The 17,183-nt window shown below is 42.9% G+C and carries 8 protein-coding genes; 7 read left to right on the top strand and 1 reads right to left on the bottom strand.

Annotation, left to right across the window (positions count from 1 at the left end):
- Positions 1-27: 27 nt before the first annotated feature.
- Entirely contained in the window at positions 28-1,128 is a 1,101-nt protein-coding gene (locus HP568_RS00130; RefSeq protein WP_048035062.1) for a glycosyltransferase family 4 protein, read from the top strand.
- A gap of 177 nt (positions 1,129-1,305) precedes the next feature.
- A complete protein-coding gene (locus tag HP568_RS00125) occupies positions 1,306-5,826 on the top strand; it encodes an S-layer homology domain-containing protein (protein ID WP_173627993.1) in 4,521 nt (1,506 codons plus the stop codon).
- A gap of 76 nt (positions 5,827-5,902) precedes the next feature.
- Here HP568_RS00125 and HP568_RS00120 read toward each other — a convergent pair whose 3' ends face one another.
- Entirely contained in the window at positions 5,903-6,562 is a 660-nt protein-coding gene (locus tag HP568_RS00120; protein ID WP_173627992.1) for a YigZ family protein, read from the bottom strand.
- Between the two features lie 272 nt (positions 6,563-6,834).
- Here HP568_RS00120 and HP568_RS00115 point away from each other — a divergent pair, with 272 nt between their 5' ends.
- The 5 genes from HP568_RS00115 (at position 6,835) to HP568_RS00095 (ending at position 17,129) form a co-directional block, all read left to right on the top strand.
- Positions 6,835-8,043, top strand: a complete 1,209-nt coding sequence (locus HP568_RS00115) for a TolC family protein (protein WP_048035059.1) — start codon at positions 6,835-6,837, stop codon at positions 8,041-8,043.
- Between the two features lie 447 nt (positions 8,044-8,490).
- Positions 8,491-11,643: an S-layer homology domain-containing protein gene (locus tag HP568_RS00110; RefSeq protein ID WP_048035058.1), complete on the top strand. Its 3,153-nt coding sequence runs from the start codon at positions 8,491-8,493 to the stop codon at positions 11,641-11,643.
- Positions 11,644-11,763: 120 nt separating this feature from the next.
- On the top strand, positions 11,764-14,016 hold the full coding sequence (locus HP568_RS30120) for a SwmB domain-containing protein (protein ID WP_173627991.1): 2,253 nt from the start codon (positions 11,764-11,766) through the stop codon (positions 14,014-14,016).
- 127 nt (positions 14,017-14,143) lie between these two features.
- A complete protein-coding gene (locus tag HP568_RS00100; protein ID WP_173627990.1) occupies positions 14,144-14,827 on the top strand; it encodes a tetratricopeptide repeat protein in 684 nt (227 codons plus the stop codon).
- A 25-nt stretch (positions 14,828-14,852) separates the two neighbouring features.
- Positions 14,853-17,129 (top strand): O-antigen ligase family protein, encoded by a 2,277-nt coding sequence (locus tag HP568_RS00095; RefSeq protein ID WP_173627989.1) that lies wholly within the window; start codon positions 14,853-14,855, stop codon positions 17,127-17,129.
- The last annotated feature ends 54 nt before the right edge of the window (positions 17,130-17,183 follow it).

Here is a 17,183-nt window from a genome sequence, read left to right as displayed (position 1 = left end):
ATGCATCCGTAGAGAGGAGAACAGTCGATGTCTACACTAATCCTCGGATTTCTGACTTCGCTGATCATATCGTTTATTGCAACACCGTATGTAAAAAACCTGGCTGTAAAAGTAGGAGCAGTGGATGCCCCGAACCAGCGCAAGGTACACACGCGAATCATGCCACGTATGGGTGGCTTGGCTATTTATATCGGTTATCTGGTTGCGTTCTTCCTATTCGTCCCGTATACAAGCATATCGGAAATGCTGGGAATTTTTATCGGAAGCACGATCGTGATGGTCGTCGGCATGCTCGATGACAAATACCAGCTCTCACCGAAGTGGAAGCTGCTCGGACAGCTAGTCGCAACAGCGATTGTCGTCATTCCTTTTGGCTTGAAGATCGGCGTCGTGAATCTGCCGTATAGCGGAAGCATTGATTTCAGCAGTGGCTGGCTCTTCTGGCTCGCGATTCCGATCACGATGTTTTGGATTGTCGGTGTAACGAACGCGGTGAACTTGATTGACGGTCTCGATGGGCTGTCGGCCGGTGTATCAGCAATTGCTGCAGGGACAATGGGTGTCATGGCCTTGTTGATGGATGATTACAAGGTAGCGACCTACTGTTTCGTGCTCCTCGGAGCGATCCTGGGCTTTCTCTACTTTAACTTTCATCCGGCTCGTCTGTTCATGGGCGATACCGGTTCGCTTTTCTTGGGCTTCAACTTGGCTGCTCTGTCGATCATGGGCTTTAAAGAAGCGTTGTTCGTTTCCTTTATCATTCCAATCGTAGTGCTGGGTGTACCGCTCTGGGATACGTTCTTCGCCATTGTGCGCCGCATCGTGAACAAAAAGCCGATTTCGAGCCCAGACAAAGGGCATTTGCATCACTGTTTGCTGAACATGGGTCTGTCCCATCGTTCGACTGTACTCATGATTTACTCGATCAGCATTTTCTTCGGGATGATGGCAATCCTGCTGACGAAGACGACGAAGTGGACCACGATTATCGTCATGGTTGCGTTGTTGATCGTTATCCACCTTGGAACCGAGATCGTTGGACTCGTTAGCCGTCGCCATCGCCCGCTGATTAATACGTATAGAAGGATCAAAATTAAGCAAGCCGAACAACAGCGTCGGACGAATTAAAAATACGAAAAGCCCTGGCATCATTTTGATGCTGGGGCTTTTTTTCACCAAAATTTAGGGGGAAACACTTAAGTAAAGAAGAGAATTGTCCGATAAAGATAGGGGAGAAGTATACTGCCCGATCTTTTTTGGAGCGGGACAAATAAGCAATTCAGAATAATATGGAGAGGTGAAAAAATGAACAAGTCCTATCAACAATTCCGTCGCTGGCTGGCGATGTGCCTGACGATGATGATAATTGTTACAGGTGTTTTGCCTGCCGTACCTGCTTTTGCGGCACTTGGTTCCAACTGGAATACTGGGGCTGGTATCAAGACGCCAACAGACTATCTTGCGACTGGTAGCGGTAACGGTTATGCCTACAGTACCCCAATCAAGACCAAATCGAAATTAATATATGGTGTCGAGCTTTTATACAAGGATACCTCGAAAAATGGTCAAGGCGTTGATGTAGCAATTGATGGGGTTCCCCTTGTGAATAACCAACTATTCGCAAACGACAAAATTACACTGCCGGATTTTCAACTGAACAGCAGTGGGGCAGTGACTAAAGTTACGGTAAGACCAAAAGTAACGCTAGATCCAACAAATGATACAACAGAGATCTACTTCCAGTACACACCAACCCCTTTCCCCTCGGGAACAGGCCCGCTAAAGTTCACGAATTCTGGGCAAGGTGAGCATCAAAGCGATCCAAAAAAGGTAACAAGCCGAACAGTAACGGGCTTGCCATACACCTATAGCATCTCAGCCGCAGTGGATAAAACACAGGCTGTCGAAGTCCAAGTAAACGGAGTGACCGTTCGAACTGTAAATGGAGCAGGAGGCGTATTGCCAGATATTGATTTATCTCCTGGTCTGAATGCTGTTCAGCTTTTTGCACCGAATACAGGTGAGCGTGATGTTATTTATTACGAGTACAACTCGCAGAATAGCCCGATTTCGATTACAAACTTTTCGGGTGGAACGACAGCCTATAACCCAGTGGTTTATGGCGATTCCACAATCACACTGATTGGTACGTATGGCAGTGGTGTAACCGGAAGCAGCTTGCGAATCAAGCTGATTACGAACAACGGTCAGACCGTCCAGGATTTATCGAATACTGCTCCATCGATTAACGGAAGCACTTTTACATTTAGCAATATCAGCCTGAAACCAGGTCTGAATCAAGTCGCCTTCTATGAAAAGGTGGGAAATGTAACAAAAGAGCACTACCAGTTCTATGTTCAATACAACAACACACCACTCGTTAGTGATTTGAAAGTGAATGATACACCACTGAACGATCCGAATGTCACTTCGAGTCCGACTTATATCACAGTTCCTTCGACCAACCGTCTGAATTTGAACATGGACGGGAAAGCACTCAATGCAGATACAGTTGAAGTGAAAAACCTGCGTACAGGTGACGTAGTCAAAACACAGGTGAACCGCACCGGATCTTTTGGATTGAGTGTACCATCGCAGCTTGGTGAAAATACCTTGGAAATCCGAGTGTTTAACCAAAATAAAGAAGTAGGGACATTCATCCGCAAGCTGTTGGTTACCACTACATCATCCGGAAGCTCTGATCAGTTTTACAAAGTAATGCTGGGTGGAGTATCACTACAGCCGAACCAACTATCTACGGTAACAGGTGCAACGTATTCTCCAGCCATGACACTGAATGGTGCGGCACTTTTGAAATTTGTAGATATTGCTGGTGAGCAGCAGTTCCAGGAATTCAAGGTCACGATTTCCGAAGGTGGAAGTAAGAGTGAATACAAGAGTGGAAGTGGATTAACCTTTACACCGATCGGCAATCCGCAAAGCGGCTTTACCGAATATGCGGTAACTGTAGGGGTACCAGCAGGAGTCTTCCAGGATGGAAAAACGTACAAAGTATCGTTGAGCTACCAGTACTTGACAAAAGCATCGAACAATACCGTAACTTCTCCATCTGGCTTTATTAATGTTGCGAACTACGAATACGAGTTCAAGTACTTGGACAGCACGAAGCCGAATATTACAAAAGTGGTTAATTTGGCGAATGCACAAGAGTTGTCTCCAACGGCTGCAAATACGATAGTTACTTCGCCGCTGGAATTGAAGGTCGTCACACAAAATATCTCGAATCCAAACTCTACTGTAAACATTACCTACAACGGACAAACACTGGCGGCAGGGACTGACTATGTTATCCAGGCAGGGTCCGATGGATTTACACTTACGCTGAGAAAGCTGCCACAGGGTCAGGGTAAATTGGTAATTGGATATAATGGCGGTACAGCATCGACATCTGCTGCCTATACGTTGGATATTCGTATTACTCCATATGCGCAAATCACCTATGTAGATGCAACTGGACAGGTTCGCAGCTTCGAAGACGGATATCAAGTGAAGAGTGAGAACGATATCCGAAATCTTGACGGGAAAGTGTACAATTACGTATTGAAGTCGGGTAATATTGAGGCGACGTTGAACGGAGCAACTATCAACATTGACGATATCGATACCAACAAGGGCACATTCCTGATTAAAAAAGACCAACTTCAAAATCCCCAATCCGGTTTTAAAAAGGGCAACAACGTCCTGAAAATCACGTTAAAAGACGATCCAAAAACCGTTTTTACCTACAATGTTTCGTATAACACATCCAAGACGCCATCTGTAGAGGATGTGAAGCTGGAGATCATCTCTAATGGTAAAACCGAAGAGCTGATGAAAAAAGCTGGAGACTCATCCTATAAGACGGGTGCCAACTTCTTGAGCAGCCTGAGCTTTACCGTAAATGATGCGACACATGTATATATCGAAAAGAACGGAAAACGGATCAATGATTTCCGCTACAAGAGTGGGGATTGGGATCAAGACACAACGAATCAGGAATACGTAAAGACTCGTCTGGAAGCAGCTTTGAATAACGATTTGGAAGACCTGTTTGATGAGCACAACATTGATTCACAGTCTCGTTCCCGATTTGGAGGGAAAATGAGCACGAAGAAATATGGCGATCTTGTTGAAGAAGTGCAAGATGCTGTAACTGATGCGAAAGAACAGGAACAAAAATTGGGCCTCTTCCCTCTGACTCTGAAAAAGGGTGGAACAACGGTCTACACAATCGTAGCAGAAGATGACAATGGTACTGTCATTCGCTATGACATCAACATCGATCAGAAATATTCCAGCTGGGAAGTTCTGTCCCCAGTAAAAGCAAAAGAAAACGATCCGTACATCATCGTTAATAGCAACAGTGCAGTTGTAAAAGTGTTTGCGGAAAATGCGGATAAAGTATTGTTCGGCAAAACAGAAGCGAAAGTAACGAATACAACAAACCCTGACTTCTATTACGACGATGACCAAGGAAAAACAATTCCAGAAACCTACTACGTGTTTACATCTACAGTTCCACTTAAAAAAGGTTTAAACACAGTGAAATTCTCGGTTGTAGTAGGCGATAGCACCTATAAAGACGAAATCAAGATTTACAATGCGAGCTCGAATGTAAATGGTGCTGAATATCGTGATGTATTAGGGAAGAAAGTAGCGTTTAGCGTATTTGATAAGCAATTTGATCTGAAGTTCCCGAAAGGAACCGTATTGCTGTCACCAGATGACAGCCGTGCTGGCCAAGAAGTGAAGAATCCAAACGGAGACATTTTTGTCGATGTGCCTCTCTATTTTGGTATGGCAGACCGAACAACAGGACAAGTAACCATTGAAGAAGACAATTTGGAGGACAGGCTGGTACTCGAATCCAACTTTAACTACGCAAGTCCGTTGTACTATGTCGATGCAGGTGACACAGAGGCTCCGGGTGGACGTGATCCATACTACGATGAAGGCGATGCTCAGGACTTTAAGAGCCGTTGGCAGGACAATCTTGTTCCAAGCCTCCGTGGAACACTTACCATCAAATATGATCCATCGATCGTAAATGCTGCGAACAACATCTTGACCATTTACTATCACAATGGTGACGAGTGGAGAAACATTGGTGGTGTAGTGAATACTGGCGCGAAAACCGTACAGGTACCGTTTGCTGGATTTGGTTACTACATGGTCATGAAAACAAGAGAATCCTACGATGATGTCATTACCCATGATTTTGCGCGCGATGCGATTGAGACCTTGTATGCAAAAGGAATCATGCCAGCATACAGCGGAAGCAGTTTTGGTGCAAACCGTGACATGACACGCGGTGAATTTGCAACAATGCTGGTAAAAGCGTTGGCACTGCCAATTAACGCTGGTCCATATAAGGATAGCAATGAGCGTGATCCGTTAGAACCAACCTTCACGGATGTCCGTCCTAATCGCAATACGTGGGATTATGAGTACAAGTACATCGAGACGGCTGCTCGCGCTGGGATTATTCGTGGAAAACAGCCAGGCTACTTCCGTCCAGACGACTCTCTGACGCGTGAAGAAGCAGCAATCATGATTGCGCGTGCACTCAACATGAAATTGGCTACACTCGATGCATCCAAAGTGGCCTTGAATAAAATGTTTACAGATGCGAAAGATGTAAGCTACTATGCAGCTCCATCTGTACTGGCTGTCAGCAAAGGCAAGCTGATGAACGGTGAAGTCGATGACCCATCCGTGAAAAAGCCAACCTACAGCTTCAAGCCAACTCATAATTTGACTCGTGCAGAGATGGCTGTTATCACAGTACGTGTGATGGTCCAACTCAAAAAACTGCCTAAGCAGTAAGCGAATATATTTCGCTATATATAATAGAAGAAAAGCTGAAGAGGTCATCTGCCTCTTCAGCTTTTTTGTTGAGAAATTACTCTTCTTCCACATCTCCAACCGCGTCCACCGGAACCTCGACATATTCCTTTTCCCCGAGCACGATCTGAGCTTGTCCATTCGTCAAATCAACCATTCGCGCGACGAACTCATCCTGTTCACCCTCAGGAATCAACACATGCGCCGTAACCTTGTCTGTGAAATCCGTACTACTTACGCGATGATCGCCCAGACGCAGCTCGTTTTCCACCTTGCCCCACCACGTGTAGTCGACGCTGACAGAAATGGTTTGATGCAAGGTATGCACCACGATCTTCGCAGCCTTTAGTGCAGTGACCGTTCCCGCTGTATAAGCCCGAACGAGTCCACCTGCCCCTAGCTTGATTCCGCCGAAATAGCGGGTGACGACGACGACCGTATCTTTCACACCGTTTTTCTTGATACACTCGAGAATCGGTTTGCCAGCTGTACCACTGGGCTCCCCGTCATCACTTGAGCGCTGAATCTGATCGTTTTCGCCAATGACAAAAGCGGAACAGTTATGGGTAGCGTCCCAGTGCTTCTTTTTAATCATCGCGATAAACGCTGTCGCTTCTTCCTCCGTTGTAACCCGCTGGGCATATCCGATAAAACGGGAGCGTTCAATAATGATATAGTCCTCACCGTAGCCAGCGATCGTTTTGTATTGGGTAAGCATCGTACAATCACCTCAAGAAAAGGATAGCATGCAAAAGAAATGTTGGCGAACACTGAAATGTTTTTGACACATAATCGTAGTACTCTATGTAGTGCTTGTGGAATAAAAAAGGAAAGGGAGGAGCTATCGATGATTCCCTTATGAAAATGCTGGTATGGCATAATTTTGCGTGTGAGAAGTATAACTCTGTGATATAGTGATCTTGGGACAAACCACATATTTAATGTGGTTAATAATTTTATACTTAACATAAAATAAAGGAGTGGAATTCAGTGAATTTTCCATATTCGAAAAAGAAATGGATGTCCATCAGTTTGGCGGCAGTATTAACAACAGCACTTGGCGCAGGAAGCTTGACGGCATCTGCGAATACAGGCTCCGATCAAACAAAGGCACCTACAACTGTACAAGCATCAAATGATAAAACAGCAGCACAAACCGGTACAGAAAGCCAGTCTACTCCTGAGGCAGCTACAAGTGATGAGCTGACTTTGGAAAAAGCTGTTGAACAGTCTCTGAAGACAAATGCTAAGCTGAATGAGACACGTTTGGATGCCAAAAATGCAGACATTAATCAGTCACTTACTTATGTGAGTAACTCTGAAATGCCAAGTAGTACAATTGAGACGCTAGAAGATGCACAACGCAAATTTGTGACAAACGAGAATGGGAAAGTGAACAAAAAGCTAAATGCACTGTACGTAAAATCAGCTGAAGCAAAAACAAAGCTAGGGGCACAAGATGTCTATTACAAGCTGATTTTTGCTCAAGATGATTTAAACTTGAAGAAACAAAGCTTGGCGCGTTCAGAAGCACAGCTGAAGGTAGCAAAGGCTGCATTCGATGTGGGAACGAATGCAAAAACAGATGTCTTGGAAGCAGAGATGGGAGTAGCAGCGGCAAAAGCACAATTGAAGTCTGCGGAAAACGCTGTAGAAATTGCCCTCATGAATCTGAATGACTTCCTCGGAGTAGATTTAAATAAAGAATGGAAGCTCGTCACATCGAATAAGCAAACGGCTCCTATTAAGCTGACGCTCGAACAAGCCAAGCAACAGGCACTCACCAACCGGGTAGAAATTACGAGAGCAGAAGAAGAGCTCAAGCTGGCTGAACTGAACGTGAAGCTGATCGATGAGTATTTGGCTGTATCTACTCTTCAAGGTCAGCAGGCACGCAACAATGTGGAAAAAGCTAAGCTTTCCATCGATGAACAAAAGCGTGTTGTTACTAAAGATGTAACAGAAGCATATCTCAACCTGAATGCGGCAAGAGAAGCGATTGAGTTCCGCAAGTCTGCAAAGGACTCTGCTGCGGAGAGCTATCGCCTGAAAAATCTGCGCTTTGAAAATGGCCTCGCAACTACTTTGGAGGTTATCCAGTCCGAAGAAGCATTGTCTACCAGTGAGAACGAGTACCAAAAAGCTGTTTTGACATACAATCTGGCTGTTGTAGCTTTTGAAACAGCACTGGGTAACTAACTGGAAACAAGATTTGCAAGCTTTTGAATCAAATTGGAAAAAGGTTCAGTCGTGACAGCCTGCCATATGTCCCCTATAATACGGATTGTGGCGGATGTCACTTCGTACATAACTGACAGGTGAATAACGAACCACGAAAAAAACTTTAATTTTTTTTCGAAGGCGCCGCAACTTTTGATTCGCTCAGGCGTTTAATAGGATGTCACACGAAAAACGGGGAATTGTGTAAAAAAGATTCACGAATTCTAGCAGTTGTGTTACACTAGTGATTGTTGCATTTTACACAATACTGAATATACTAGAGATTTTTAACACAAAAAGCGAGGCTTTCCTGCGAAAGGAGGTGACACGCGCTTGCAGGATTCGGGCTTTAAAAAGAAAGATAGATTAACAACAAATATTCCCCAAGAACAATTTGTTTATACTAGAGGAGGAGAACACAAGGTTATGAAAAAGGTCGTTAACAGTGTATTGGCTAGTGCACTCGCACTTACTGTTGCTCCAATGGCTTTCGCAGCAGAAGAAGCAGCAACAACTACAGCTCCTAAAATGGACGCTGAAATGGAAAAAACCGTAAAACGTCTGGAAGCTCTTGGCCTGGTAGCAGGTTATGGCAACGGCGATTACGGTGTAGACAAAACTATCACTCGTGCAGAGTTCGCTACTCTGATCGTTCGCGCTCGCGGACTGGAGCAAGGTGCGAAATTGGCACAATTCAGCAATACTTATACTGATGTTAGATCTACTGATTGGTTTGCTGGTTTCGTAAACGTAGCTTCCAACGAAGAAATCGTAAAAGGTTTCCCGGACAAATCTTTCAAACCACAAAACCAAGTTACTTATGCAGAAGCGGTTACTATGATCGTTCGTGCACTGGGTTATGAGCCATCCGTTAAGGGTGTATGGCCTAACAGCATGATCTCCAAAGCTTCTGAGCTGAACATTGCTAAGAGCATCACTACTCCTAACAATGCAGCAACTCGTGGCGACATCTTCAAAATGCTCGACAACGCTCTTCGTGTAGACCTGATGGAGCAAAAAGAATTCGGGACTGACGTTCGTTATGAAATCACGAATGAAAACCTCCTGACTAAATACCTGAAAGTTACTGTTCGTGACATGGAGTGGGCTCAAGAAGCTGGTCGCGATGGCGATGACTTGCCATTGGTAACAAACGTACCTGCTATCGGTCTGGGCAAAATCAAAGCTAACGAAGTTACTTTGAATGGTAAAGACGCTGGTATCGGCAACACTACTTACAAAGTAGCTGACGGTATCAACTCTAACGAATTCGCTGGTCAACACGTACAAGTGTGGATCAAAGACGACCGTGAAGACGTAATCGTTTGGATGGAAGGTTCCACAGACGAAGAAGTTATCATGGACCGTGTGAGCGAATGGGAACTGAAAGGCAAATCTTTCACAGATGCTAAAGATCTGAGCAGCTCCGATCTGAAAGATCTGAAACTGGTTCTGGATGCTAGCGAGAAATCCTACCGTCTGAACAAAGACACTGTTGTTACTTACAACTTCAAACGTTACTCTGATGCAGTTGACGGCTTGAAAGAAATCATCAAAGATGGCGATGGCTTCACTTTTGGTGTGAAAGTTGTTCTGGATGACAACAACGAAATTGCTTACATGCACGTAATCGACGATCAAACTATGAACCAAACTGACGAAGGTCGTAAATATGGTTCTGAAGTGATCAGCAAAGTCGATGTTGAAAAGAAAAAGATCACGAACATTGACAACGACAAGTTCAATGAGCTGGAAAACAAAGACGAAGGTAAAGACTTCCTCGTGTTCCTCAATGGTAAACCAGCTAAATTCAGCGATCTGAAAGAAAACATGGTTTATAGCGTTTACTATCCAGAAGGTGACGAAGACAAGTTCCTGATCTTCGCTACTGACACAATTGTAGAAGGTAAAGTAGACAAAGTTGTTATGCGTAACAGCAACGACTACCGTCTGACTGTTGGAGACAAAACATACCGTATCTACAAAGGTGCTACTTACTCCGATAACGGAAACAAAGACGTTGAAGATACTGATGGATCCAACTGGGATCTGATCAAAGATCTTGACGGCGAAACAGTAAAACTGTACCTGGATGCTTCTGGTCGTGTTCGTCACGTAACTACTAAGGATCCAATCGACGATCGCAAACAAAAAGCAATCGTTACTCGTGCAGCTTACCTGGACTATGGTAAAGACAAATGGCAATTCACTGTATTGACTCAAAAAGGCAAAAAAGTGAATGTTGAGTTGGAAGCTGAAGACATCTATGATGTAAACGGCAAAAACTTCGACAAAAACGGTAACGAGAGCGAACTGGAAGACCTTCTCCAACCTAAGAAAGACGACAGCAACGTTCTGCTGGAAGTTGAACTTGACAAAGAAGGTAAAGCAGAAAAAGTTCGTATCCTGAAAACCGATCTGATTCGTTCTTCTGGAGCAGAGTGGGACAAAATTGCTGACGAAGACGACGAAATGGTTGACGACTACGAAGTAACTGATGATACTGCTATCTTCAACATGACTGGTGAGATCAAAGACGCTAACAAACGTCCTGAACTGAAAAACGCTAAAGCTGCGAAGTTCAAAGACATTGCAGACGAAGACGATCTGACTGTATACTACACAGTTGACCAAGATAAAGATGAAGTTGAAGCAATCTTCGTAGTTGAAGGCGACGGTTTGGGTGGCGATGCCCAATACGGTATGGTTTGGGATTACGGAAGATCCGGTGGAGATGACACTATCCAAGTTCTCACTAAAACCGGTGACAAAGTAGAACTGAAAACTTACCCATTGGACAAAGATTCCGAAGATCTGAAAGACGATCGTGGTATCAAACGCGGCGACTTCATCGCATTCCAATTGGATACTAACGATGAAGTAGTTGTGGACGATGTTGTTGAAGTAGTTAACAACAACCTCGAAGATTCCGACGAGAAAATGCTCGCTAAGATCGCTGACGAAGACGAGTGGAAAGATGCTAGCATCGACAAAATCAAAGTGGGTCTGGTATCCAACGTAGATGGCAACACCATCACTGTTAAAGATGCTGATGACAAAAAATCCACTATCAACACTAAATCTTCCACTGCATTCCTGGAGATCTTCGATGATCTGGAAGGCGTTGACGGCGTAAGCAAAGGCGACTACATCGTTGCTATCGATAGCTCCGACGTTTCCGGTAACAAATACGACTACGTATTGATCATCTCCGACGAAGATGAAGTAGATAAACAAGGTTGGGAAGATGAAGCAGAAGCGTTCCTGAGACAAACACCTGGCGATGGTGGCGAAATCCCAGGTAAATGGGATGCTATTGCTGACAACGCAACTGGTAAACAGTTCGCTATCGGTCCAGTAAACTCTTACTCTGTAACTGTAGAAATCAAATCCGGTAAAGAATCCGAGATTGATAAAGCAGTTATCAAAGTTGGTGGCGAAACCTTCACTGGTAAAGTAAGCAACGGAGAAATCGTATTCGAATTCTCTACTGACAAAACAGATGCTACTTCCGGTGTAATCACTGTAACAAGTGAAAAAGGCGAAACTGACAAAGCAAACGTAACTTTCAAAAAATAATTTTGTAAGTTAAAACCTTTTACGTGAGTCGAACAGCGGAGGGAGTTACCTCTCTCCGCTGTTCATTACATACTCACTCACAAAAATAGACTTCCTATCAAACTTACGGAGGGGTAGTACGTGAATAAAAAAGTAGCTCTTTCCATCCTTTCTGCTACAGTAGTTGCTAGCATGGCTTCTTCCGCTTTTGCAGCACCAAAATCTGGTGTTTACCTGGGTGGAGATGTAGACAGATATTATGAATTGCGTGACCTGTTCAACCTGACAGATGCAGGTAAAACAAAATTTGCAGCTGACATGGGAGTAACTTCTTTCGACAAACTGATCTACGTTGACTTCGACGGTAAAGGTGCAAGCCTCCGCGAAATCATGAACGGTGAGTTCAGCAAAGTTAAGAGAGACCTGAAAAAATCCGATTTCGAAGGCGTTTATACGAAAGCTAACCTCGATGGTTCTAACGGTGCAACTTACGATCCTCGTAACGATGCAATCGATGGTGCTGTGGGCGAACTGAAAGTTGAGTCCGTAACTGCACTCAACGCTAAAGAAATCGTTGTTGATTTTGATGACGAGTTGGATACTGTAACTGCTGAAGACAAGTCCAACTACGAACTGAAAATCAGTAACTCTCCAGTAACTGCTTTCAACGTAACTGTTGATAGCACTGATAAAACCAAAGCAGTAATTACTTTGGATGGTATAATCAAGACAGGTGACTATGTTTCCCTGACTGTTAAAAAGACAGTACTGAACAAAAACCTGAGTGGCTTGGAGCAAGATGATACGAAAGCATTCTCCTTCGTTGATACAACTGCACCAGCTATTAAGGGTGTACAAGTTAAAGGTAACGATGTAGTGGTTTCCTTTGATGAGTATGTAAGTGCTATTGGATTGATCACAATCGATAACAAGAATGTGGATATTCCAACGTTGACTCCGCTGAAAAAAGAAATCACGCTCCCAAATGCTGCTAAAGGCTTGGTTGCAGGTCAACACACGATCGCTTTGGCTAATGTGAAGGATATTCAAGAGGCTGCCAATACTGCATCTTACCTGACAAAAACATTTGATGTTACTGTCGATGCAGCTGCTCCTACTGTAACGAAAGTAGAAGCTGCTGGTGAGTACAGATTCAAAGTAGTATTCGATAAAGAAGTATCTGTACCGAATGCTGTTTCTGTTAAGAAGAACGGCTATGCTTTGATTTCTAAACTCACACCTGTAGACGGTGAAGGCACAGATGATGAGTACTATGTAACTGTAGAAGACAACGGTCAAGTAAAAGTATATGGTGATACTGAAACCACTACTAATTTGACTGTAACAGTTAACGGATTTAAAGCGCTGAACAACAACATGTTTGGTAACGAGTTCACTTCTACAGTAACTCTGTCTAAAGATGGTGCAGCTCCTACAATCGTTAACCGCTTCAGCAAAGTAGTTAACAAGTCAACGACTGGAAATAATGAAGTGTTCCAAGTTCAGTTCTCCGAAGAATTGAGCACAACTGTAGACGCTTCTAAGATTGTCTTGAAAGACAAAGACGGCGTGAAAAAGGAGATTAATTCCGCTGGCGTAGCCGTAGTAAAAGATTCTAACGGCAAAAATACCATCGTTGAAGTAGATGCTGATTCCGTTGAAAAAGATGGTGTTATCGACGCTGGTACTTACACTATCGATTTCGGAGCAGGGGCTGTGAAAGACCTTGGTCAAAATCCTAACGTTGCTGCTTCTGTAAGCATTGTTAAGTCCGGTTCTGCTCAAGGCGAAATCGATTTGGCTTCTGCTATTTCAGTAGATAAAAATGTAATTACCATCAACTTTGGTAAAGACATGGTTCCAGCTGCAGCTATTGCTTCTAACTACAAACTCAACGGTGAAGCGATCAAGGCTAATGCGATCTACTTCAATGGCAACAAGACAACTGTTAAAATCGAACTGCAAGACGAGACAATCGCTTCTAAGGGCGGTGCGTTGCTGACTATCGCTGATAGCGTAGTTGCTGTAGATGGCAGCAAGCTGAGTGCAGCTAGCAAAAACATCGTTGTTGATGGCTTTACTGATAACGTAGACCCAACACTCGTTTCCGCTAAGAAAGAGTCTTCTAAAGCATTGGTTCTGACTTTCAGTGAAAATGTTGAAGTTGGTACTACTGCTGACTATATTGATGACTTTGTTGTAAAAGTTAACGGAACTATTGTTACACCGGAAGCTATTGCAGGTGGCACTGACAAGAAAACTGTAACTTTGACTCTGCCTGATTACAATACTGCTCAAACAGTAACTGTAGCTACTTACAAGTCCGATCTGAACACTAAGGATGAGGCAGGCAACACGCTCAAAGTTAACACAACTCCAATCACTGCTAACTAATGAGCATTAAAAAGAGCCTAGTAATAGGCTCTTTTTTTTTGTTTTCAGCAACTAATTAATAGGAATGTGCTAATATAGAATGGTATCTGAGTATTGTATTTTCTAGAATATGGAGGACCTAACGTTCATGAAGTACGTACATTTAGTGGGTGTATTCCTGTTGTCTTTAGCAGTTATTACTGGATGTGCAAAGGAAACCGAAGCACCTGCACCTATAGCTCAAGAAAAGAAGTCTGAAACTTCAAATCCTGTTAAGGAAAAGTTTGATGCTGCATTAGCTCTTTACAATTCTGAAAAAATGGATGAAGCAAAGTCAGCATTTGAGGAATGTGTAAAGCTTGACGCTTCAAATGGTATCTATGAGTACTACCTGGGTAATATCTCTCGGAAACAAAATGACCTCAGTAAAGCACTGAGTTATTATCAAAATGCAGTTACAAAGTCACCAGACATGATCGAAGGCTACAACAATATTGTAGCAATTCAAATGTTAAATCAAGATTTCGATAATGCTCTTCTCACGGCTAACAAAGGCCTTCAAGTAAAGCCTGATTTTGCCGATCTTAAATTTAAGCTCGGACAAATCTACTTTGTTCAGAATAAATTTGAAGAGTCGGTAAAAGTCTTGTCGGAAATTACGAATGACCCTAAGTATTTTGAAGCTTACCGTTTTATCGGATTCGGGTATATGCAATTGAACAAAAAACAAGAAGCGGTAACCAATATGAAAAAATACTTGGAACTTGCTCCTGAGGGAACGAATACTAAGGTTGAGGTCGCTAACCTAGTAAAAGAACTTGAATCTAAATAGGAAAGAAGCAAGCCGGAGGTCTAAAATGCGACAATTAGTGAAATGGGGGCTATTTGCAGTTTTAGCCCTCCTATTTTTATGCACGCCATATCTTCGAGGATTATTTTTTGATACTGATTTTTATTTAGTCGAAGTAAGTCTAATTCTACTATTTCTGATCGCATCCCTATGGATGATCAGGAAATCTCAACAATCTGGGCAATTAATCTATTTGATTGTATTTTTTATTCCACTAACTCATGTGTTATCACTACTCGGTGCAGAAACTCCCATGGGAGCTTTGGACAACTTATTTCGTTGGTTGACCTACGTGATTCTTTTTATCATGTTAATTTGGTTACGACAGATCGACCACAATGATAAAGTGGAAAAGCTGCTGCCAATCGTTTTTAACGCAACGGGCGTATGGATTAGTTTTTTTTCGCTTGCTGGTTTTTGGAATTGGGTTGTATTTAAGGATATAGTCCTTTCGGGAAGGCTGGCAGGGCCACTCCAATATCCCAATACATTTGCTACGATTATCTGTGCATTTTGGCTGTATGCTCTTGTCTATTTGGCAAAAAAAGAAATCAAAGTCTTGACTACACTTTTCTTCAGCTTGCCGTTGGTAGCATATGGCGTTTGTTTTTTCTTATCATACTCGCGTGGTGCAATGGTCGTTTTTCCTGTGGCGTGGTTCATCGGAGTACTCCTTCTCAAGGGAAAGGAACAAATTCAATACCTTGCATTTACTGTCTTCTCTCTAGTCGCTTCACTCCTAGTGTTTCAAAAAATGACTATAGCTGGGTCTGAAAACATAGATGATGCAGGTTTGCTCGGATTTATTGCGGCAAGTATTATCGTAATGGTACTGGTGCTGCTTACACAAAGGTTAGTTAAAAATAGTAGTTTTATGAAAGAAACGAAGAAACCTCTGATTCGCTTAGTATTGCCAGGTTTTATTTTATTAGTTGGGTTATTAACTTTGCTGGATTTCAAAAACCAGGGATTACTTTATCAGGCTATGCCTGAGTCATTGCAGCAGCGAATTACTGATATTAATTTGGGGACTTCTAGTGTATTGGGTAGAACCAATATGTATATGGATGCTTTTGCATTGAGTAAGGAGGCCCCTGTGTTCGGTTTTGGTGGCGAAGGATGGAGAGTCGTATATCCTGCTCATCAAGAGCTCCCTTACTATAGTAATGAGGTCCATAACGGTTATTTGGAGATATTGCTGAATACAGGATGGTTGGGGCTCATTGTTTTCATTGGCGTGGTATGCTTTCTGGTAGGGAAGATACTCATTCGCATCAAGAAAGAACAAGAGGAGGATAGCGATTCGACTATCGCAGTTGCCTCTCTAGTATCCTTGTCCATTATATTGATGCATGCTTTTATAGATTTTGATTTCTCTTTTGGTACGGTATGGTTTATTGTTTTCTGGCTGATAGCAATTGCAGTACCAGTACAATCAAAAGATATGAAACCAGGCTTCCAATACTCGCGGTTCCTCATCGCTTTTATCGCTGTTTGTGTAGGAATTGTCGGTGTATATTCGGGAAGGATTCTCTTTGCCCAAAACACTATTTCTGCATTAGCAAGTGAAGTAAATGTAGAAGCTGCACAACCGATATTGGAGAAAGCAGTTAAGCTAAACCCTTATCATACGGAATATGCGGTGAACCTGGCTAAAGTGTATGCGACGAAGTATACTCAGTCACAGCAGAGCGAGTGGAAATCTAAAGCAGAGGCAACGTTAAATCGTATGGAGCAACTCGAACCCAAGGCATCAGAGGTTTTATATAAGATCGGCAACGTATATCTCTTCATGAATGATTGGGTAAAAGCCGATCAATATTTCCAAAAGGCTTGGGAGCAAGATCATTTTAATGTTCACTTCTACGATGCAAGCATTCAGGTAAATGCTCAGGTTGCATCTCAATTGGCAAAACAAAATCAAAAAGATCAAGCGACAATACTTGCTGGGAAGGCTTTAGATAAATACAAGGATTACGTAAGTCGGATAGAACCTTTCAAGACAGAGGCAATCCCTGACAAGCGTCCATTAGATTTGAATGCCTATACGTATTTTTATCTTGGGCAAGCGAATATTATTTTAGGGAATTACGCAGATAGTCTCGAACAACTTAAATTGGTTACTGATCCGAGTATTACACTCGAAGTGCAGGCTCTAATGATCATTGCATATGAGAAGTTGGGGCAAAATAGTGTTGCATTCGAATTGACTCAGAAATTACAAGCACAGTCCCCGAATTATAAGCAGGTTTTGGATGAGTATCGGGCAATGTTAATAAAATAGATGGGCAAGGATAAAAGGATGTTGAAATCATATCAACATCCTTTTTAGCGTAAT

It is taken from the genome of Brevibacillus sp. MS2.2, from assembly GCF_013284345.1.
Taxonomy (GTDB): domain Bacteria; phylum Bacillota; class Bacilli; order Brevibacillales; family Brevibacillaceae; genus Brevibacillus; species Brevibacillus brevis_C.
The sequence above is the reverse complement of the archived record's forward strand: the minus strand, read 5'-3'. Positions and strand labels throughout refer to the sequence as shown.

Excerpts from the sequence above, each read along its gene's own strand:
- HP568_RS00120 (WP_173627992.1), bottom strand. The coding sequence starts at position 6,562 with ATGCTTACCCAATACAAAACGATCGCTGGCTACGGTGAGGACTATATC.
- HP568_RS00100 (WP_173627990.1), top strand. The coding sequence starts at position 14,144 with ATGAAGTACGTACATTTAGTGGGTGTATTCCTGTTGTCTTTAGCAGTT.
- HP568_RS00110 (WP_048035058.1), top strand. The coding sequence starts at position 8,491 with ATGAAAAAGGTCGTTAACAGTGTATTGGCTAGTGCACTCGCACTTACT.
- HP568_RS00095 (WP_173627989.1), top strand. The coding sequence starts at position 14,853 with ATGCGACAATTAGTGAAATGGGGGCTATTTGCAGTTTTAGCCCTCCTA.
- HP568_RS00130 (WP_048035062.1), top strand. The coding sequence starts at position 28 with ATGTCTACACTAATCCTCGGATTTCTGACTTCGCTGATCATATCGTTT.
- HP568_RS00125 (WP_173627993.1), top strand. The coding sequence starts at position 1,306 with ATGAACAAGTCCTATCAACAATTCCGTCGCTGGCTGGCGATGTGCCTG.